Source organism: Pantoea sp. UBA5923 (genome assembly GCF_002431095.1).
In the GTDB taxonomy this organism is placed as follows: domain Bacteria; phylum Pseudomonadota; class Gammaproteobacteria; order Enterobacterales; family Enterobacteriaceae; genus Pantoea; species Pantoea piersonii.
Genome location: NZ_DJDN01000016.1, coordinates 1,499 through 21,299 on the forward strand (window position 1 = coordinate 1,499; position 19,801 = coordinate 21,299).

Below are 19,801 nucleotides of genomic sequence, written 5' to 3' on the forward strand. Positions count from 1 at the left end.
TCAGGACTTCTCCTGTAGTTGGCGAAGTTGGGTGGAGAGCAGATCAGACTGCTGCTCCAGCTGGGTGATTAAGGCAGCGCTCTCCAGCTGCGTTTCCTCGCGAGCCGAATCTTCCAGCGACTGTAAAAACCGGGTGAAGGCGTCGAAGCCGAACGTAGAGGCTTCGCCGCGCAGCTTGTGCGCCAGGCGGCGAATGCGCGTCATATCCTGTTCGCTCAGGGCGCTTTTCAACTGCGTTATCATCTCCGGCAACCCGTCGGCGAACAGGGCCAGCAGCTCGCTCAGCAGCGCGTCATCCAGACCGAGCCGCGTCGCCAGCGTCTGGCGATCGGGCGGCGAAGCGGGCGCGGTGGGCTGCGTGGGCGGATGCAGGGTAATGACGCGCAGTATCTCGTCGTTAAGCGTCTCCAGACTTACCGGCTTCGCCAGGTAGCCGTCGAAGCCGTGTTGCAGGCAGAACTCCTTGTCGCCCTTCATAGCGTGCGCGGTCATGGCGATAATGCGCTGAGGCGGACGGTCAGGACGGCCCGCTTCGCGCTCGCGGATCAGGCGCGTCGCCTGCTCGCCATCCAGTTCGGGCATTTGCAGATCCATCAGGATCAGATCCCATTTCCCCTTATCCAGCTGCTCAAGCGCCTCAAGGCCGTTGCTGACAATGGCGAACTGATGGCCCAGCCGCGTAAGAAAATGCGCGGCCAGCTTCTGATTCACCAGGTTATCTTCGGCCAGCAGAATGCGCAGAGGCCGCTCCGCGCTGGCGGCGAAATCGCGCGTGCGTGGGGCGGGCGCGGCGTCGCTGGCGGGCTGCAGCGCAAGCGCCTGTATCAGAACGTCGTACAACTCGCGCTGGTCGACCGGTTTGCCAAGGAAGTAGTTCACGCCGATGCGGGCAAGCTGATCGGCATCCATAAAGCGGCTCATGGAGCTGAGCATAATGATCTGACAGTCGGCCAGCGCAGGCGTGGATTTGATCTCCTGCGCCAGCGTCATGCCATCTTTATCCGGCATCTGCGCGTCAAGCAGGATCAGCGGAAAACCGGCGTGCGTTTGCAGCATGGCCAGCGCGTCAGCGGCGCTGGCCGCCAGGCTGGGCAATAAGCCCATATTGCGCAGCATATCGCTCATAATCAGGCGGTTGGTGGCGTTATCGTCCACCACCAGCACCGGCACGCTGCCGAAACGCGGCGAGGTTTTCAGCGCCTCGCTGACGGGCTGCGGTGGCGCAGGCAGGGTAAAGCTAAAGACGCTGCCTTTGCCCGGCTCGCTCTCTACGGTAAGCTCGCCGCCCAGTATCTCCACCAGCCGCGCGGAGATGGTCAGCCCCAGGCCGGTTCCCCCATATTTGCGCGTTGTCGAGGTGTCCGCCTGGCTGAATGACTCGAAAATCAGCTTCTGCTTGTCGGCAGGGATGCCGATGCCGGTATCCCGCACCTGAAAGCGCAGGCGGTGGGTCTGCGCGTCGCGCCGTACGGAAAGCTCCACTTCGCCGGAAGGGGTGAATTTCAGCGCATTGCTGGCGAGATTCGTCAGAACCTGGCGCAGCCGCACGCTGTCCGCCGTCAGCGTATCGGGCACATCCGGCGCGACATTGACCAGCAGCTCGACATTTTTTTCCGAAGCGGCAGGCATCAGCGGCCGCATCAGCCCATGCAGAAACGCCCGCAGCTGAAAATCTTCCTCATCCAGCTCGATTTTCCCCGCCTCGATTTTAGAGTAATCGAGAATATCGTTGATAACCCGCAGCAGCGTGTGCGCCGAGTGGTAGACCAGCGTCATATATTCGCGCTGCTCAGGCGTCAGCTGGGTATCAAGACAGAGCTGCGTCATGCCGAGGATGCCGTTCATCGGCGTGCGGATCTCATGACTCATATTGGCGAGGAAAATACTCTTCGCCTCGTTGGCGGCACGCGCGGCGGCGAGCGCCTGAAGCGAAAGCTGCTCCGCCTCTTTGCGTTTGGTGATGTCCTGTAGCGTACCGATAACGCGCGCGGTTTCGCCTTTGACGGTGACGCTCGCCACCTGGCCCGACAGCAGCATCCAGCGGTAGTTTCCGTTACGGTGTAACAAACGAATTTCGCTTTCAAATACCGGCAGCTGTTGATTGCTGGCGCTGGAGAAGAGCTGCTGCAGCGGCTCACGATCGTCGGGGTGCAGCAGCGTATCCAGGAAGCTGGCGCTGTAGTGCCAGGTCTCGCGCGGATAGCCCAGCATATTGAGCAGCGCGTCGTTGACCTGCAGCAGATCGTTTTCCTGCTGCCAGTCCCAGATGCCTATCTGGGTGGATTCCGCCGCCAGCACAAAGTCGGCGTGCAGCTGACGGCGGGACTCGTTAATTAGCTCGAATCCCGACATATCAATATGCAGGCTGACGATGCCGCCTTCCGGCGTGCGGTTGTGCTGCACAAAGACCTGACGGTTGCCGATGCGGCGCATTTCGCTGTGGTTATCGAGACGGCAGCGGCCGATCAGGTTATCGATCATCGCCTGGCGGCCCTGCTGATTTTCCGTCATATAGGCCGAGGTGATGAACTCCTCCGCCAGCTGCGACAGCGTCATGCCAAGGCGAATGCGCTGCTCTATGCCGGGATAGAAGCGCACCACCTGATGGTTAAAGGCGATCAGACGCTCCTGGTCGTCATACATCAGCACCGCCGCGCGCAGCGAGTCGAGTGCTTTAGGAAGCTGGCTTTCAGGCATCACGCCTCCTTAATTCGGGTTGCCGCTCAGAGCAGCGTTGTTAAGAGGGAAACAGCGTTTCGGCGCGGTAAAAGGATCTTCCAGCTGGCGACGGAAATAGCTCTGATCGCTCAGCTCGCTGTCGCGCAGCAGCGCGCCCATATTCGCCTTAAACAGCAGCGCCTCCAGCACCATGGCGTTGGTGGAGAGCGTAATGGCGCGGTTGTAGTCGCCCGTCGCCTCGACGCGTCCTTCAAACCAGCCGCGCTGCGGATCGTTTTGCCGCTGCGTCATGGCCATCAGCGCGTCGGTAAAGGGGGTCTGCCACAGCGCCCAGAGTCCGAACACCGCGCGGGTCGAGACCTGCGCCAGGGTTGGCACCCATTTGCCGTCGTCAGCCAGCGTGTTCCAGGCGTAGCCGTTGGCGAAAATAGTGTCGTTAACGTGCCAGGGCGGAGCGGAAATATTGAAATCGCTGCGGGCGGTCAGGATGTTTTTTTGCTGCCAGCGCATCTCCTGTACGCGATAGACGTTGCTGGCGCGCTGGCGCTGAAGCGTGACGATATCGCGATCGGCGCCGGGCAGCGTCCAGGCGTACTCCATTCCGCTCAGCACATAAGGCGTGGTGGTGATCGTCGCCGGCGTCCAGGTGGTGCGCGGGTCGCGCGCATCAATATCGAGCGCCAGCCCGTCGATAATGACATGCTGCGCAGGCGGGCGGAGCGACTGGTCATTGGCGAATCCCCAGAGACCGAATCCTGCCGCGCTGTATTCGCTGTCGCCCAGACGACCTTCAGCCTGCGGCGTCAGTTTTTTATCGCGCATCTGTCCGGCATAAAGCTGCCCTTTATCATCCACGACATGACAAAAGTCCCAGCGCAAAATCACGCGCTCCAGGTATTCGCTGTACTGAGGATGAAACGCCGCCACGATGCGTAGCGCCATCATCAGCCGCGCCATATCTTTCGCTGACCAGCCGATAACCTGCGGCGTATTGGCGTAGCCCACCATGGCAACGCTGGTGGCGCTGTAGAGCAAGTTAGGCACGTTGGCCGACGTGAGCGGCAAACGGTTCAGGGTGCCGAGGATCTGCGTCAGCCGACGATCAAAAACTTCATCGTCGATCAAGTCGAGCTGGCGCGCCGCGGTGAGCGCGATCAGGGTATCACCCATCTGCCAGAGGCTGACCACCGGCCGTTTATCGCTGCCGTTGACCAGCCCGGTTTGCGGCTGGAGGTTATTCTCAAAATAGCGCCAGGCGATGGTCGCCCAGCGTCGCTCCTGATCGTTCAGCGTGCCGAGCCGCGCGGTAGTATGCCAGCCACCGTTCACCAGCCAGCGCCAGCCTGCCGCCTGATTCCAGGTCAGCAGACCGATAACCAACGCTATCGCCAGCAGCAGTGCGAAACTTATGCGGATTACTGTTTTAGGCATGTCGTCGCCACCGGCGGTAACTTAACGGGCGCCTGGCTGTCGCAGCGCGCGCACTTACAGGCCCGGCACGACGGGGCGGTGCGTACGGCTGTGCCGCTCTGCTCACACCAGTTTTTAATGCCTGGCGTTACGTTAAGGAACGGGCGGTTGCGCGGCGTATTGTTCGGCTCAAAAATATCGACCAGCCGCTTCTCCCACATTGAAGGCGCATAGCTGGCTTTACGCGGATCGTTACTGTTGAAGCGCAGCAGCTTGCCCTCTTTTTTGAACAGCAGCGCTTCCAGCATGATGCCGTTATTGTTGGCGGTGAACTCTTTGATCGGCCCGTCGCCATTTTCATACAGCCCTTCGTAATAGCCTTTATCTTTCTCGTCGGCGTTTTCGATGGCGTCAAACAGGCGGTCGGTATAGGGCGAGTTCCACAACACCCACATGCCAAGCGCGGCCTTAAGCGATACCGCCGCCACGTTAGGCACATACTGTCCCTTGTCGGTAATGGTGTTCCAGTTGTAGCCGTCGCTGTAAACCGTGTCGTAAACGAAGTAAGGGGATTTATCGAGCTGATGCTCCGATCGCGCCGTCAGCACGCCGGTGATCATGTAGCGGTTTTCCTGCGCCTGATAAACGCGGTCGGCGAAATTCTTCATCCACGGATGGCTGAAGCCGGTGGCGTCGTTATCGCGGTCGTCGGCGTTGTCCCAGCCCATTTCCAGGCCGTGTAGCAGGTAGGACTCCGTCACCACATAGTTATGCTGGCTGGTCATGCGCGGATCGCGCGTGTCGTAAGGCACCAGCACGCAGTAGATATCGGCCAGCGCATAAGGCTCAGGGCGGCTCGCCTGACAGGTGGAGAATCCCCATAGCTGATAGCCTGCCGCCGCGTACTCTTCATAGCCAAGACGCCCTTCCTGAACGTACTGCGGCTGTTTATTGCCGTCGAGATAGGCACCGTACAGCGTGCCGCAGTCATCCACAACGTGCGTAAAATCCCAGCCCAACACTACGTTGTCGATACTGTTGCCATGTTCCGGGTAGCGCTCCTTGATAATTTTCAGCCAGAGCAGCATGCGGCCGATATCGATAGCGGAAAAGCCGATTTCCCCTGGTTTGTTCAGGTAGTCCACTTTCTGGCCGGTAATGGTGTTATAGGCCTTGTTAGGCACCTGGTTCTGGAACAGCACCAGCTTGTTCAGGGTCGCCAGAAATTGCAGCAGACGGCGGTCGAACTCCGCCTTATCGATAATGCCAAGCTCGCGCGCCGCCGTCAGCGCCGCCAGGTAGGAGGCGCTGTCCCACATGGTGGTGGAAGGGTATTTATTAACCGCGTTCACCAGTCCGGTGGTGGGCTGATAGTTCGCCACGAAATAGGACCAGGCGGTTTTCGCCACCGCCATTTCGCGCTCGGTCAGCTCGCCATGGCGCACCTTGTAGTCTGAGGCAGGCAGGCTGATGGCTGCCTTTATGGCGGGCGACAGAAGCATCAGCGCAGCCAGCAGGGCAGCGAAGCCGGACCGACGAAGCCATAAAAATCTCATTTCGATGTTACTCCTTGTTGCTGCGGCTGCTTAGCGGGTAAAGGGGCGGCGAGACAGGCCAGGCAAAGCAGCTGGCCATGGGCGATATAGGAGAGGCTTTCCAGCACCATCGCATTGGTATCTGCATCAATAGCGGCGTTGACCGAGCCGTCGGCGTTGAACCCCGCTTTCCAGCCCTTGCCGGGTTCAATCATCGGCAGCATCTCTTTGCGCAGCGCCTCGCTCCAGCGGTTGCGGAACAGCGCATACCAGGCAAAGGCGGAGCGGGTCGAGGTCAGGGCGCGGCTGGCGAGCGATTCGCTGCTGCTGGCATTGATATTCTGGATAGGCAGCGGCTGGCTACCCGGCAGCGCGCCGACGAAATCGGGCGCCTGCTCGGCGTAGTCGCTGTTGATCACGCCCGCGTCGGAAGGGGTGCCGGTGCGGTTCTGCACGATTTGCATAATGCGCCAGGTGATTTCGCCGCTGCGGGCGTCGAAGCCTTGCTCCAGCCCGGTCAGCAGATAGGGCATACTGACCAGGGAAGGCTGCTTGCCCCAGGGCGTGCGCAGCCCCTCATCGGGCACCGCGTGGCCGTCAATTTCGACCAGCTTCAGCCCGTCCGGCGGCTGGCTGACCGCCAGACCGGCTGCGGCATTGATCAGCCGCAGCACGCTGCCCGCATAGAGACGGTAGCCGTAACTGCCGCGCGGATCGTCTGTACGGATCACCCAGCGGTTAACCGGCAAACTCGCGCCCTGCGGCCCGCTGCCTTGTAGCAGACCGGCGAGCTGCCAGCGCGACAGCAGCTGATTGACGGCGGCCGCGTGCTGCGGATAGCGCCACAGCAGGATCTGCAGCGGCATCAGCAGGCGTCCCATATCAATGGCCGATCCCGCATTTTCATCCGGCGAAGGCAGCGCCTTTAGCGTATCGGCCTGGTAGAAGGCGGCGGGCAGGCCGTCTGGCTTCAGAGGCAGCTGGCCCAGCGCGTCGAGCGCCGAGGCGATACGGTCGTCAAACTCCGCGTCGGGGATAATGGCGAGCTGTTTCGCCGCAATAGCTGCGAGCAGGTAGCTGCCGGTGCTCCACAGGCTGAGCCAGGGTTTGTCCGCTTCGGCATTGACCAGCCCGTTCGCCTGGGTGTTATTAATAAAATATTGCCAGGCGATGCGCGCCCAGACCGCCTCATCAAAGGTCAGTTCGCGCTGCTGCGGCAGAGGCGGGAACGACTTGCTGAGTACGATGCCGTCTGTGGTCTCGACGCGCGTCGGCATCTGTCGCTCGACCCACAAGACAATGGCGAAGCCGATCAAAAAGCCGATCAGAATAGTGAGATAGCTGCGCGCGCTGTAAATGCCCGATTTCAGGCTCATTCCGCTTCCGCCTCCTGCGTGGCAGGCGGCGTCCACATCGCCGCCATAATCATGGGCATCATGGCGGCGATATTGACCGCCCCCCAGAAGATATTGATGACATAACCAGAGGGGTCGTCGACGTTGCCGCGCGCCACCTGAATGCCGCCCCAGATCAAGCCGATCAGCGTCAGCGCCACGATCGCCAGCTGCGGCTTCACCAGATAGAGAAACCGGCCCGACTGACGCTCTTTCGGCGTGACGTGAAACTTAATTTTCTCGCCGCGCAGCACCGTACCCAGGGCGCGCAGGTTAACGGAGAAAAAGGCGAGATAGGACGATCGCCCGTCCCAGGCAGAAATGCCCCAGGTACCGAACATAAACGCCAGCTCCGACACGATAAAAAAGGGCAGAAAATGCAGGTAAAAAGGGGTCGAATAGGCGGAGACGGGGGGAATGCCGGTAAAGAGATAAACAAGCGGCGAGATCAGGAAAACGGTATTCCAGATACAGGCAAGATAAGACCAGAAGGTGGTGCCGTACATCAGGGTCTGGCCGACGCTGAGCTTAAAGCGGCGGCGGCTGAATATCTTGTCATGGAACAGAATGTCCAGCGAACCCGCGGCATATTTAAAACGCTGAATCATCCAGGTCAGTAGGTCCTGCGGCGAAAGCATTTTGGACTCGATGCCGGGATGCATAACGGAACGCCAGCGGCGTCCGCTGTCGCCGTGTAGCACGATAGAAGTGTAGATATCTTCCGAGACGTGGAACTTGTAGGGCGTCAGCTCCGTATCGGCAATAACATGGGGGCGCATCGCCTGGCTCAGCGTGGCGCGCATCTCCTCATCGCGGATATCGCGCGTATGGCGCGATATCTCCTCTTCGACGCTAAAAACGTAGCTGCGCAGCGCCGCCTGCATCACCGCTTCGCGGCGGTGAACCGAAGCCGCGCCGCAGCAGAACGCCGCGTTCGCCCAGTTGCGGCGGCGCAGGATAACGTCGTAAAACATGCGCGGATCGTTGAAAAAGGGGTCGTTGCCGATAGTCAGCCGGCCAAACAGGCCTTCTGTTACACGACCGAAGAGATAGCCCGGCAGCCCGGCGCGGCGGCGCAGCCAGGCGGAGAGGCGTTCCCCTTCAGGCAGATCGTAAAACCACTGCGGCGTCTGTACCCAGGCGACATCCGGATCGCGGAAGTAGCCCAGCGTATTGGCCAGAAGACTGGGAAAAACGCGGGTATCCGCATCACAAATCACCAGGAAGTCGCCGTCGGTCTGTTCCATACCGTTGCGAATGTTGCCCGCCTTAAAGCCGATATTGTTTTCGCGGGTAATGTAATTCACCCCTTCCTGCTCGCAGACCGCGCGCATCTCTGGTCGACGGCCGTCATCCAGCACATGTATAGCGAGATCGAGCGGCGTGGGGTAGGTCAGCTTAAGCGCATCGCGGATTGAGAGACGCACCAGCTCAGGATCTTCAGAGTAGGTAGCGATAAAGAGATCCACCTTCGGCGGCCGCGGATCGGTGCGGTCCTGCTCAAGCAGGCATTGATTGATCTCCTCGGGCGGCGCCGGACACGGCGGATCCTTCACCTGCCAGATATTAATGGTGAAGAGCAGCGTGCCGATCCAGGCGAGCGTCTCCGCCAGCGCCAGCGGAACGGCATACCAGAGCGCGTCCATATTAAGCGACTCCATCCAGCGCCAGCGGATGTAGTTTGCGCCCAGTATCAGGCCAGCAACGGCCAGCACCTGCCAGAGCCTCATCACCCAGAGCGGCGTTTGAAGCGGGGCGGGCGGACGGCGATGTTCAAAGCGTGAAAAGTAATAATCCATGGCGTCTCGTTTCGATAGCGGAAGCGTCTGTTGGTTATCTTTTCACCTGGATGTAATAATCAATTCATTAACTTAGCAAATGACAATAATTAAATTATTTTTATGCTTATACTCTGCCGCTTCTGCTGGAAGATTAACAGCTTTACCGTCAGACAGCCTCTGTCAATTTATATAGTATTAAATTACAGCTATTTACAAGGAAGTTAAGAATTTTTTCATTTCAGCGTGACTTAAACGGCAACAGCGCTAAACTTCTCCTTACAGAGCACCGATCTGTTTCATTTAACTAAAAAACATACTTACATCACTTACGGTAATGATTTATGGCGGATGTGGCGTTTGAGCCTAAAACGGTAAGCGTCGACTGGCGCGCGTGGCGCTATGCCGTACCCGGCAAGCGCGATCTGCGTGTGGATATGCTGCGCGGCATTGCGCTGGTAATGATGGTGGTGGCGCATACCGAACTGCTGTCGCTGATTAATATCTTTACCTGGGAGAGGTTTGGGCTGACCACCGGCGCCGAAGGCTTCGTTATTCTGTCGGGCTTTATGCTCGGCATGCTCAACCGTCAGCGACTGCAAAAAGAGGTGCTGTTAACCGTAAGCTGGAACCTGTGGCGGCGGGCCGGGAAAATCTATCTGGTCAATCTGACCATCATCTTCATTATGCTGCTGCTGTCGCGCCTCCCTTTTATCAACACCTTTGAAGTAACCCATTTCGTCGATCGCTATTCCGGCACCGTCTGGTCGCTGTTTCCCACTACGCCGCAGATTAAAGAGACCTGGTTCAATATCATCCTCTACCTGCAAATCGGACCGCATCAGACGCAGATCCTCGGACTTTATATCTGCCTGCTGCTGGCCAGCCCGCTTTTTCTGGCGCTGCTGCAAAGCCGTCGCGTGGGATGGCTGCTGCTGGCCTCTCTTGCGGGTTACGTCAGCTATCACCTGTGGCCGACGCGGCTGACCGTCGCGGAGTTCGAGTTCGCCTTCCCGCTGCTCGCCTGGCAGTTCATTTATGTGCTGGGAATGTGCTGCGGCTGGTACAAGGATGAGCTGATGTCGCTGGCGCGCACGCCGGGCGGCTATATCGTGATGGGCCTGATGGTGATCTACGCGCTCGTCATGATGTTCATCGCGCAGAACCATACCAATCCCTTTATGCCTTCGTTTCTGCTGCTGCACGTTATTCCGCCCGCCGATTTCAACTGGTTTTATTACCATCTTGCCAGCAAAAACGCGCTCGGGCCCTGCCGCGTGCTGAATGACTTCAGCCTGATGCTGCTGGTTTATCTGGTGCTGACCTTCTGCTGGCGGCCCATTGAACGCGCCTTCGGCTGGTTTCTTATTCCGCTGGGGCAGCACTCGCTTTACACCTTTATTTTGCACGTCTTTGTCGTGATGGCGGTCAGCCAGTTCGTCCATTTCGACCTCTGGCACCAGGCGTGGATACGCAACACGCTTATTCATATGGCGGCGCTTGGGCTGCTGTGGTGGATGGCGAAAAAAGAGATTGGCGGTCGTTTTATTCCTAATTAAGCGAGGAGCGCTGCATGATTCACCCTGGGCTTCCGGCCAGAGGAGCAGGATTGCTGATGATCGCCTTCGTCGCCAGCGCGGCGATGCCTGCGTGCGCCGCCTCGTCCGACAGCGGAGCGGCCGCAATGCACGATGAGTCGGTACCGGCGGCGGCCGTCTCCAGCCGCTGGGGTCGCCTTTTTGTCGGCAATAAAAATAAACTTTCCGGCGCGCTGAGTTTTTCCAGCGGATTAAAAGATCAGTGGCTGTCGATCCCTAACGGTTCGGAAAGCGCACAGCGGAAAAAGAAAATAAATCAGCTACTTAATCTGAGTCTGCAATATTCGCCCTATAGTTACTGGTTCGCTAACGTCACGCTGCGTGCGCCTGTTACCGATTTCGATAAATACGCTACCGATTTCCGCTACAGCTTCGGCTACGACGACTGGCATCCAAATACCTTCAGCCTGGTTTACAGCAACTATGGCGACAACCGTCTGTTTACCTCAGGTAATGCGCGCCATACCTATTTTGAGCAGGGTGCTTTCACCCTCGCCTATAAATTTTCGCTGCCCAAGGATCTGGAAAAGCATCTGCTCATCAACAAAGGGGACGCGCTGACCTGTCAGGTTGGCGTCAGCTGGGTGCCGCGCTACTACTCGCTGGCGGATAACGACCTGCGCTCAAACAAAGAGGTCGGGCTGGGCGGCTGCGGTTACACCTTTAAGCAGCACTTTTTTATCCGCGCCACCGCCTTCTGGTTTCCGCATCATGAACAGCAGCAGCCCTGGAACGGCGACTACAGCTACAGCTTTGGCTATGCAACCTATAAACCGGGATCGTTCTCTATTCAGTACAGCAACTACAGCGGCACGCGCTTTCCCGGTCGGAGCAGCGCTAATGCCAAATTTCGTGAGGGCACAATCTCGCTTATCTGGTTCCTTCCTTTCTGAGGTTTTCTATGGACGCGCTTCAGCCTCAATCCGTCTTAATCGTCGATGATGCGCTGCTCTACCGCAGGCTGCTGGCTGGACTGCTGCAGCAGTGGGGCTATCAGGTTTTCGAAGCGGAGAATGGCGAGCAGGCGCTGGCGCTGCTGGCGCAGGAAACGGTGAGCCTGGTGATTAGCGACTGGGAGATGCCGGTCATGGATGGCCTGACGCTTTGCCGTCAGATCCGCCAGCAGCTACAGGATCGCTATATCTACATTATCGTTCTTACCGTACGCGACAGCGTGGAGGATCTGCGCGTCGGTTTCGCCGCCGGCGCGGATGACTTTTTGCGCAAGCCGGTTAATCAGGTTGAGCTACAGGCGCGACTGCACGCGGGCGAGCGTATCCTGCGGCTGGAAGCGACGCTGGCGAGCAAAAATCGCCGCCTCAGCGAGGCGCTGACGCAGATCGAACAGGATTTGCAGGCGGCTGCAAGACTCCAGCACAGCATTCTGCCGCCGCATCATCTGCGCCAGGGCGACTACTTCGCTGACTGGCTGTTTATGCCCTCCGCATGGGTTTCCGGCGATCTTTTCCATCTCTTTCCCCTTAATGACCATACCGTAGGGTTTTACTGCGTTGATGTGGCGGGACATGGCGTGACGGCGGCGATGATGTCGGTGGCGGTAGCACGCCAGTTTCTGCATGGCCGTACGGTCGATCCCTTTTTGTTCGACGGCGCGGCCATTACGCCGCCGTCGCAGGTGGTGCGCATTCTCAATGCGCGTTTTTGCGCCCAGCACCCCGAGGTCACCAGCTATTTCACCATGGTTTACGGGGTGATCGATCGCCGCAGCGGCGAAGGGCGGCTCTGTCAGGCGGGGCATCCAACCCCTTTTATCGTCAGCGGCGAGGGGGCGGTGCGTGAGGTCGGTGAGGGCGGGCCGCCGGTCGGGCTGCTTGAGCACCTTGACTGGGACGAGAGCGCCTTTCATCTTGCGCCGGGCGAGCGGCTCTGCCTCTACAGCGACGGCATCAGCGAGTGCGAAAATGCAGAGCAGCAGATGTTTGGCGCAGCGCGTCTGGGAAAATTGCTGGCTTCGCTTCACAACCACTCGCTGGAGGATCTGCTGGCGGCGGTGGAACAGTCACTTAATCAGTGGCGCGGTCTGGCATCGGACGAAGCCGCCTCCGCGGCGGATGATATCTCCTTGCTGGTGATTGAGCGGCAGCAAGGCTTAACGGGAGAAGCGAAATGAAATTTGAAACTGAAAAGATCGACAACGCCTTTGTATTCACGCCGGTGGTGCGCCGACTCGACGCGTCGGTTGCGCTGCGCTTTAAAGAGGCGGTAGCGGCGGTGATCCAGCAGGGCGAAACCGCGCTGATTCTCGACTTTTCGCGCGTGGACTTTATCGACAGTAGCTGTCTGGGCGCGCTGATCTCGCTGTTGAAACTGCTGAGCGGAAAGGGGCAGCTAGTGCTCTGCGCGCTCAACAGCAATATTAAAGCGATGTTTTCGCTGACCCGCATGGATCGGGTATTCACTCTCTGCGCCGACCGAAGCGAGGCGCTCGCCGCGCTGAACGGAGGATGAACGATGTCCGAACACACCCAGCAGAAAGAGCTACGGCTGCCTGCCACTATTAATAGTCTGACGACGCTCGGCATCGCGCTGCGTCAGTTCGTCGCCGGGCTGCCGGTGACCGAAGTCTGGATCTATCCGCTCGATCTGGCGCTATGCGAGGCGGCAAGCAATATTATTCGTCATGGCTACCATGACGATGCGACGGCGCACTACCGGGTCTGTTTTAGTCACGACGGCCGTGAGGTGACGGTAACGCTCTATGACAGCGGCGTGCCTGTGCCGGAGGAGAAGCGTCAGCCGCCGGTAATCGATCCCGACGCGCCGTTGACTCTGGAGAGCTTGAGCGAAGGCGGCCGCGGTATGCAGCTTATCTTCTCAGGTGTTGATCGGGTCAGCTACCGCGAGGGCGAAGGTGAGAACCAGCTGACCCTGATCAAAACGCTGCCTTAGTTCTCCGGGCGGAACAGCTTCTGTACGAACTCAATATAGGCCGGACGCCAGACATCCATCTCATGACCCAGCGCAGGATAAGTATGCCAGTCGCTGTGGATGCCGCGCTGGTCCAGCTGCGCCTTGAGGCCGGTCATATCGCGCCCGGTAATGATGTCCTCTTCGCCGCTAACCAGCGTCAGCAGTTTTAGCTGACGGTTGATAGCGGCAGGCTTTTTCAGCTGCGCCGCCACGCGAAAATCGGGTACGGATTCGGTGGTCACGCCGCTGAAAATCCCCAGCCAGGCGAACTTATCGAGATGGCGCATGCCGCTGACCAGCGCCTGATAGCCGCCCTGCGACAGCCCCGCCAGCGCCTGACTTTCTGCCTCTTTCCGCACCGGATATCGGTCGGCGACGAGCGGCATAATCTCCTCTATCAGCTCTTTGTCCGCCGCCTGTGCATTGCGCGGATAGAAGGTTTCGCGACGGGTGGCGGGGGCGAAACTTTCAGGTATCGCCCCCGCGGCGTCGGTTTCGGTATCCGGCATCACGACCAGCATCGGCACGATTTTCCCCTCGGCGAGCAGGTTATCCATAATTTGCGGCACGCGTCCCTGGGTCAGCACCGAGAGTCCGGTATCGCCAAAGCCGTGGTAGTAATAGAGCACCGGCAGCGGAGGAGAGTCGGCGCGCGTGCCGGGCGGCACCCAGACGGAGATACGGCGTTCGCGGTTCAGCGATGGCGAGTGCCAGGTCAGGGTATGGATCTCGCCGTGCAGCACGTTTCGCTCATCCAGCAGGCTGCCGGGCACCAGAATCAGGCTGGTATTCACCTGACGCTGTGGTTTCGCCAGCGCGTTGCCCGTGTCGATGCTGCGAAAGCCGTCCACGTTAAAAAAATATTCATATAAGCCAGGCTGCATGGCTTCGCTGGTAAAAGACCAGATGCCGCGATCGTCTTTGGTCAGAGGATGCGAAACGTAACGATCGGGCGTAGGGCCGGTCACCACCTCGACCGCTTTGGCGGCCGGCGCCCATAACCGCCAGGTTATGGTGCTGTTATCATTGACCTGGCTGGTGTATTGATCCGGCGGCAGGGTTTCGGGTGGGCGCTGAGGAAGCGGGATAGCCAGCAGAGAATGACTCCATACCGCCAGACTCAGGCCCAGAAAGAGGCAGCGAAAATTCATCAGATATCCTTAACAGAATGCAGGTCCGTTAAGTGTGGCATAAGCGGGAAAAAATGAACTGCCGCGCGTGAATTTTGCTGCCTCTCCGGCACTGCGTTAGAGAAGATCGCGTCCGTTGCTGGCGATCACTTTTTTATACCACCAGAACGATTTTTTGCGCGTGCGCGCCAGGGTGCCGCGCCCCAAATCATCTTTATCGACATAGACAAAGCCGTAGCGCTTGCTCATTTCACCGGTTGAGGCGGCGACCAGATCGATGCAGCCCCAGGTGGTGTAACCCATCACCGGCACGCCGTCGTCGATCGCCTGCGCCATCGCCCGGATGTGCTCGCGCAGATAGCTGATGCGGTAGTCGTCGTTAATGCTGCCGTCTGCTTCCACCTTGTCCTGCGCGCCCAGCCCGTTCTCCACCAGAAACAGCGGCTTTTGATAGCGGTCATACATCATATTCATGGTGATGCGCAGCCCCAGCGGATCGATGCCCCAGCCCCAGTCGCTGCGTTTGATATGCGGGTTGGTCAGAGACTTCACCACGTTGGCGGCGCTGCTGTTGCGCTCGTTCATCTCCGCCGAGGCGCAGCGCGACGCGTAATAGCTGAACGAGACAAAATCGACGCTGTTTTTCAGGATGTCGGCGTCTTCGCTCGCCATCTCAATGGTGACGCCTTTCTCCCGGAACAGGCGGGCGGCATACGTCGGGTAGGCGCCTCTCGCCTGCACATCAATAAAGAAAAGATTCTCGCGATCCTTTTCCAGCGCTGCCCAGACATCTTCCGGTTTGCAGGACCAGGGGTAAAAATTGCCGCCCGCCAGCATACAGCCAACCTGGTTAGCCGGGTTGACCTCGTGAGCGATGCGGGTCGCGAGGGCGCTGGCGACCAGCTCGTGATGCGCGGCCTGATACTTCACCTGATCCTGATTCTCTCCCTCTTCAAACACCAGGCCGGCGCCGGAGAAGGGGCTGTGGAGCAGGATGTTTATCTCATTAAAGGTCAGCCAGTATTTCACCAGACCGTCGAATGCTTCGAAGCAGGTGCGCGCATAGCGAGCAAAGAAATCAACCATTTTGCGGTTGCGCCACGAGCCATACTCCACCACCAGATGCATCGGCACATCAAAATGGCAAAGCGTAACCAGCGGCTCGATGCCATATTTTTTACACTCTTCGAACAGGCTGCGATAAAAGGCGATACCTTCCTGATTCGGCTCTGGTTCATCGCCGCGCGGATAGAGGCGGCTCCAGGCGATAGAGGTACGGAAAACACCGAACCCCATCTCCGCCATCAGGGCGATATCTTCTTTATAGCGATGATAAAAGTCGATCGCCTCATGACTGGGATAGTATTCATCGTCGCGCAGGCTAAAGCGCTTCTCTAACCCCAGCTTTACCGGCATGCGCGCGGCGCCGTGTGGGATCATATCTACCGTAGTCAGGCCCTTACCTCCTTCCAGATAGCCGCCTTCAGACTGATTCGCGGCTAATGCGCCACCCCATAAAAAACCTGCTGGAAATGTCAGTTCCGACATAAATTACCTCAATGATGAACTGCTGCCTTAACCGGCTCGATCGATTCCGCCTTTGCGGGCGAGGCGCTGGCCTCGGGCGCGCTTTCCGGAATATCTTCAAAGCCTAAAATCAGAGTCAGAATAAATGAGAGCACTACGGAGAGCGCCATCACCGCCACCACCCAGACGATACTCATGGGGTTAGCGGGATCGAAGAACTGCACGCTGGTAAAGAGTCCCGGCGACGCCATCGAGTGGCTGGCCAGCCCGCCGACGCCCGCCACCGCGCCACAGATAAAGCCGCTAATCAGGCAGGCGACCAGCGGACGCTTCAGGCGTACCGCCACGCCGTAAAGCGCCGGTTCGGAGATGCCGGCGACGATAGCGGAGGCAGCGGCGGCGAGGGCGGTCTGGCGCAGCTCGCGGTTTTTGGTTTTAAAGGCGACCGCCAGCGAGGATCCGCCCAGCGACAGGTTTGCGCCGATTTCCGACGGCATCACCATACCCTCTTTGCCGCTTTCGGCGATGGTCTGAATAATGGTCGGCGTAAAAACGCGGTGCATGCCGGTCATTACCAGCAGCGGCCAGATGGCGCCCATAATCGCCACCGAAAGCCAGCCAAGATAGCCGTGGACGGTATAGACCACGGCCGAAATGCCGCTGCCGATCCAGATGCCCAGCGGGCCAATCAGCAGGATGGCAATCGGCGCGGCGATCAGCACAATCAGCATCGGTTTCAGGAAGTTTTTCGTTACCGCTGGCGTAATGCGATCGACGATTCGCTCAATATGGGACAGGATCCAGGTCATTACCAGCGCCGGGATCACCGTGTAGGTGTATTTCACCGGCGTGACGGGAATCGAGGCGAAGTCAACCGCCTGACCCTGCGCCGCTTTCGCCATCAGATCGATAAAGCCAGGATGCAGCAGTACGCCCGCGATCGCGATCGCCAGCGACATATTGGTTTTAAACTTGATTGAGGCCGACGCGGCGACCATGACCGGCAGGAAGAAAAACGCGCCGTCGCCAATGACCGTCAGGATAGTCAGCGTTGAGGAGCCTTTCGGCAGAATGCCACTCATCTCCAGCACCATCGCCAGCAGCTTCACCATCGAGCCGCCGATAATCGCCGGAATCAGCGGCGACATGGTGTCGACCAGCGCGTCGAGAATGCCCGCGCCGATGCTTCTCAGGGTAATTTTGCGTTTCACCGCCGCGCCGCCAGAGGCTTCAGGCGTGCCGAGCGCCAGGATAGCCTGATAGGCTTTGCCGACGTTGTTGCCGATAATGACCTGACACTGCGTATCGTTATCGACCACGCCCATCACGCCGGGCAGCGCTTTGAGCGCGGCGCTATTGACCCGCGCGCGATCTTTTACAACAAAACGTAAACGGGTCATGCAGTGGGTGACGGACTCAATATTCTGCATTCCGCCCAGCGACTGCACGATGGCGCGAGAGACTTCTGCGTAGGGATTAGGCATGGTTTTGCGTCTCTGTTGTTATGGGTAGAGTGATTGACCGGCGGCCTGCTGTTGTAGGGACAGAGGGCGCTATGATGTGCCATAGGAAACCGGTTTCACAAAATCATGAACAGTTGCAAAATTGATAACAAGATGGCGAAGGCGGTTATTTTTCAAACCGTGACTGGCGTCACTTTCCAGGTTTATGCTTATCAAGGCGCGTCTGAGGTTGAGTAGACTGCACAGCTGATTGAGGGAGAAGGGAAAATTTATGGCCACCATACTTGAGGTCGCGAAAAGGGCGGGCGTCTCTAAGGCGACGGTTTCCAGGGTGCTGTCGGGCAACGGCTATGTCAGCCATGAGACGCGGGAAAAGGTGATGCAGGCGGTGGCCGAAACCGATTTCCGGCCTAACTTGCTGGCGCGCAATCTGTCGGTAAAATCGACCCAGACCATTGGCCTGGTGGTGACGAATACGCTCTACAGCGGCAACTACTTCTCCGAGCTGATGTCCCATTCCGCCCGCATGCTGGAGCAGCAGGGCCGTCAGCTGATCCTGGCCGACGGCAAACACAGCGCGGCGCAGGAACGCGCGGCGATCGACTTTCTGCTCGATCTCCGCTGCGACGGCATTATTATCTATCCGCGTTTTCTTACCGTCGATGAGATGGACGAGATTATCGCGCAGCGCAAACAGCCGGTGCTGGTAGTAAACCGTCGCTTACGACAGCATCACAGCTACTGTATTTATGCCGACCAAAAGCAGATCAGCGCGATGGCGGTAAAAGCGCTAATCGAGCTGGGCCATCGCGATATCGGCTTTATTACCGGCTCGCTCGATTCCCCAACCGGGGCAGAGCGCCTGGCCGGGTATAAAGCGGCGCTGCATGAGAGCGGCATACCGCTGCGCGAGGCGCTGATCGCAGAAGGGAAATGGCATGCGCAGAGCGGCGCGCAGGCGACAGCCGCCCTAATCGCCAGCGGCTGCGCCTTTAGCGCGCTGGTCGCCAGCAACGATGAGATGGCGATCGGCGCCATCAGGCATCTGACGACGGCAAATATTGCGGTGCCGGGGCAGGTGTCGGTGCTGGGCTTTGATGATATTCCCCTGGCACCTTATATCGTTCCTGCGCTTTCCAGCGTCCGCATCCCCGTTACCGACATGATTCAGGAGGCGATTGCCCGACTGTTAGCCATGCTGGATGGCGGCTCGTGGCAGGAGGCGGAAGCTTTTGCCGCCAGCCTGTCGCTGCGGGAGTCGGTGACGACAGGCCCTTTATGCACGCTAGCTGACGCTGGCGGCTAACCACTTTTCCAGCTGCGCCAGCTCGTCATACTGAGCGGGAAATGCCGTTTGCAGTTGCGCGACCGCGGCGGCCAGCGCATCCGGGCGATAGGCGACACCCTGAAGTTGAGTCTCCAGCGCTTCCAGCGGTGTCGGGTTAAGGCTGTCGGTAAAGATCTGGCAGCGGCTTATTACGCCGCGTTCGACATCAAAGTGGATCTCTACGCCGCCCCAGGCAAAACGCGTATCAAGCAGGTGAGTAAAGTCGGGCGACTGGCCAAAGTTCCACTCCCAGCTGCTCTGCCGCGCAAACTGTTCGGCAAAGCCAGGCAGATCGGGCAGCGCATCCGGCGATATGCGCTCTGGCTGGCAGCGTGCCTGATAATAGTCGAAGAAAGCTTCGGTGACAGCGTCACAAATGGCGGCGTAATTAATGTCCGGCGAAAGTTCGGTCAGGTTCGCCACGCGCGAGCGCACCGAGGTAATGCCTTTGGTTTGCAGCTTTTTGATGTCCGGGTTGAGATAATTCGCCAGCCGCGATAAATCGGCATCGATCAAAAAAGTGCCGTGGTGAAAGCCGCGGTCGGGCGTTTCATGATAGGCGGAACCGGAGATTTTCCGCACCTCGCCGCCGCGCGTCACGACGATATCGTTGCGTCCCGACGCCTCCGCTTCGATTCCCAGCGTGCTCAGCGCGCTGAGAATAATGCCGGTCGAGACGCTTTTGTCGTACTCCGGCTTGCCCGCCATAAAGGTAAAACAGGCGTTGCCTAAATCGTGAAACACCGCGCCGCCGCCGCTGCTGCGCCGCGCCAGCTTAATGCCGTCCTGCGCCATGCGTCGCGTGTTGCACTCTTTCCAGGGATTTTGCGCCCGGCCGATAACCACGGTTTCAGCATTGCGCCAGAGAAATAATACCTTCTGCGTGGCGGGCATCTGCCGGTAAATGCACTCCTCTACGGCGAGGTTAAACCAGGGATCGTTTGATTCCGAAAGCAGTAAACGCAGCGTGGTCATCTCTTCTCCTGAGGCGTTGAGCAAAGCGGCTGCCAATCTTAACGCGCTTTGCGG

Annotated in this window: 15 protein-coding genes; 6 read left to right on the forward strand and 9 right to left on the reverse strand. The window is 58.7% G+C overall.

The genetic code is table 11. The annotated features are described in order from the left end of the window. From B3797_RS03425 to B3797_RS03445, 5 genes are read right to left on the reverse strand one after another with little or no spacing between them, the layout of a single operon-like run. On the reverse strand, nt 1-2,697 hold the full coding sequence (locus tag B3797_RS03425; RefSeq protein ID WP_311790386.1) for a response regulator: 2,697 nt from the start codon (nt 2,695-2,697) through the stop codon (nt 1-3). 9 nt (nt 2,698-2,706) lie between these two features. Further along, nucleotides 2,707-4,110 carry a DUF3131 domain-containing protein gene (locus B3797_RS03430; protein WP_311790387.1) on the reverse strand — a complete coding sequence of 468 codons (1,404 nt, stop codon included), beginning with the start codon at nt 4,108-4,110 and terminating at the stop codon, nt 2,707-2,709. Then, on the reverse strand, nt 4,095-5,591 hold the full coding sequence (locus B3797_RS03435; protein ID WP_269950629.1) for a DUF3131 domain-containing protein: 1,497 nt from the start codon (nt 5,589-5,591) through the stop codon (nt 4,095-4,097). The genes B3797_RS03430 and B3797_RS03435 overlap by 16 nt, the downstream gene beginning before the upstream one ends. A 50-nt stretch (nt 5,592-5,641) precedes the next feature. Beyond that, on the reverse strand, nt 5,642-7,000 hold the full coding sequence (locus B3797_RS03440; protein ID WP_311790388.1) for a DUF3131 domain-containing protein: 1,359 nt from the start codon (nt 6,998-7,000) through the stop codon (nt 5,642-5,644). Then, a complete protein-coding gene (locus tag B3797_RS03445) occupies nt 6,997-8,817 on the reverse strand; it encodes a glycosyltransferase family 2 protein (protein ID WP_311783655.1) in 1,821 nt (606 codons plus the stop codon). The genes B3797_RS03440 and B3797_RS03445 overlap by 4 nt, the downstream gene beginning before the upstream one ends. Nucleotides 8,818-9,140: 323 nt before the next feature. On the opposite strand from B3797_RS03445, the gene opgC reads away from it, so the two are divergent. The 5 genes from opgC to B3797_RS03470 are packed head-to-tail and all read left to right on the forward strand — an operon-like array spanning nt 9,141 to nt 13,304. Beyond that, nucleotides 9,141-10,355, forward strand: a complete 1,215-nt coding sequence (gene opgC, locus B3797_RS03450; RefSeq protein ID WP_311783656.1) for an OpgC domain-containing protein — start codon at nt 9,141-9,143, stop codon at nt 10,353-10,355. A 14-nt stretch (nt 10,356-10,369) separates the two neighbouring features. Next, nucleotides 10,370-11,287, forward strand: a complete 918-nt coding sequence (locus tag B3797_RS03455) for a hypothetical protein (protein WP_414693027.1) — start codon at nt 10,370-10,372, stop codon at nt 11,285-11,287. Between the two features lie 8 nt (nt 11,288-11,295). Continuing rightward, entirely contained in the window at nt 11,296-12,525 is a 1,230-nt protein-coding gene (locus B3797_RS03460; protein WP_311783657.1) for a PP2C family protein-serine/threonine phosphatase, read from the forward strand. Further along, complete coding sequence (locus tag B3797_RS03465) at nt 12,522-12,863, forward strand: STAS domain-containing protein (RefSeq protein ID WP_311783658.1); 342 nt, start codon at nt 12,522-12,524, stop codon at nt 12,861-12,863. The genes B3797_RS03460 and B3797_RS03465 overlap by 4 nt, the downstream gene beginning before the upstream one ends. Before the next feature lie 3 nt (nt 12,864-12,866). After that, nucleotides 12,867-13,304 (forward strand): ATP-binding protein, encoded by a 438-nt coding sequence (locus tag B3797_RS03470; protein ID WP_311783659.1) that lies wholly within the window; start codon nt 12,867-12,869, stop codon nt 13,302-13,304. On the opposite strand, the gene B3797_RS03475 is transcribed toward B3797_RS03470, so the two are convergent. The 3 genes from B3797_RS03475 to ascF form a co-directional block, all read right to left on the reverse strand. Beyond that, complete coding sequence (locus B3797_RS03475; RefSeq protein ID WP_311790389.1) at nt 13,301-14,476, reverse strand: alpha/beta hydrolase-fold protein; 1,176 nt, start codon at nt 14,474-14,476, stop codon at nt 13,301-13,303. The two genes, B3797_RS03470 and B3797_RS03475, sit on opposite strands and share 4 nt — an antisense overlap. Before the next feature lie 96 nt (nt 14,477-14,572). Continuing rightward, nucleotides 14,573-16,003 carry a 6-phospho-beta-glucosidase gene (locus B3797_RS03480; protein WP_311790390.1) on the reverse strand — a complete coding sequence of 477 codons (1,431 nt, stop codon included), beginning with the start codon at nt 16,001-16,003 and terminating at the stop codon, nt 14,573-14,575. A gap of 8 nt (nt 16,004-16,011) precedes the next feature. Then, nucleotides 16,012-17,466: a PTS cellobiose/arbutin/salicin transporter subunit IIBC gene (gene ascF, locus B3797_RS03485; RefSeq protein ID WP_311790391.1), complete on the reverse strand. Its 1,455-nt coding sequence runs from the start codon at nt 17,464-17,466 to the stop codon at nt 16,012-16,014. 250 nt (nt 17,467-17,716) lie between these two features. On the opposite strand from ascF, the gene B3797_RS03490 reads away from it, so the two are divergent. Continuing rightward, nucleotides 17,717-18,751 (forward strand): LacI family DNA-binding transcriptional regulator, encoded by a 1,035-nt coding sequence (locus B3797_RS03490; RefSeq protein WP_311790392.1) that lies wholly within the window; start codon nt 17,717-17,719, stop codon nt 18,749-18,751. Here B3797_RS03490 and B3797_RS03495 read toward each other — a convergent pair. After that, nucleotides 18,731-19,747, reverse strand: a complete 1,017-nt coding sequence (locus B3797_RS03495; RefSeq protein ID WP_311790393.1) for a lipoate--protein ligase A — start codon at nt 19,745-19,747, stop codon at nt 18,731-18,733. The genes B3797_RS03490 and B3797_RS03495 overlap by 21 nt on opposite strands. Between the last annotated feature and the right edge of the window lie 54 nt (nt 19,748-19,801).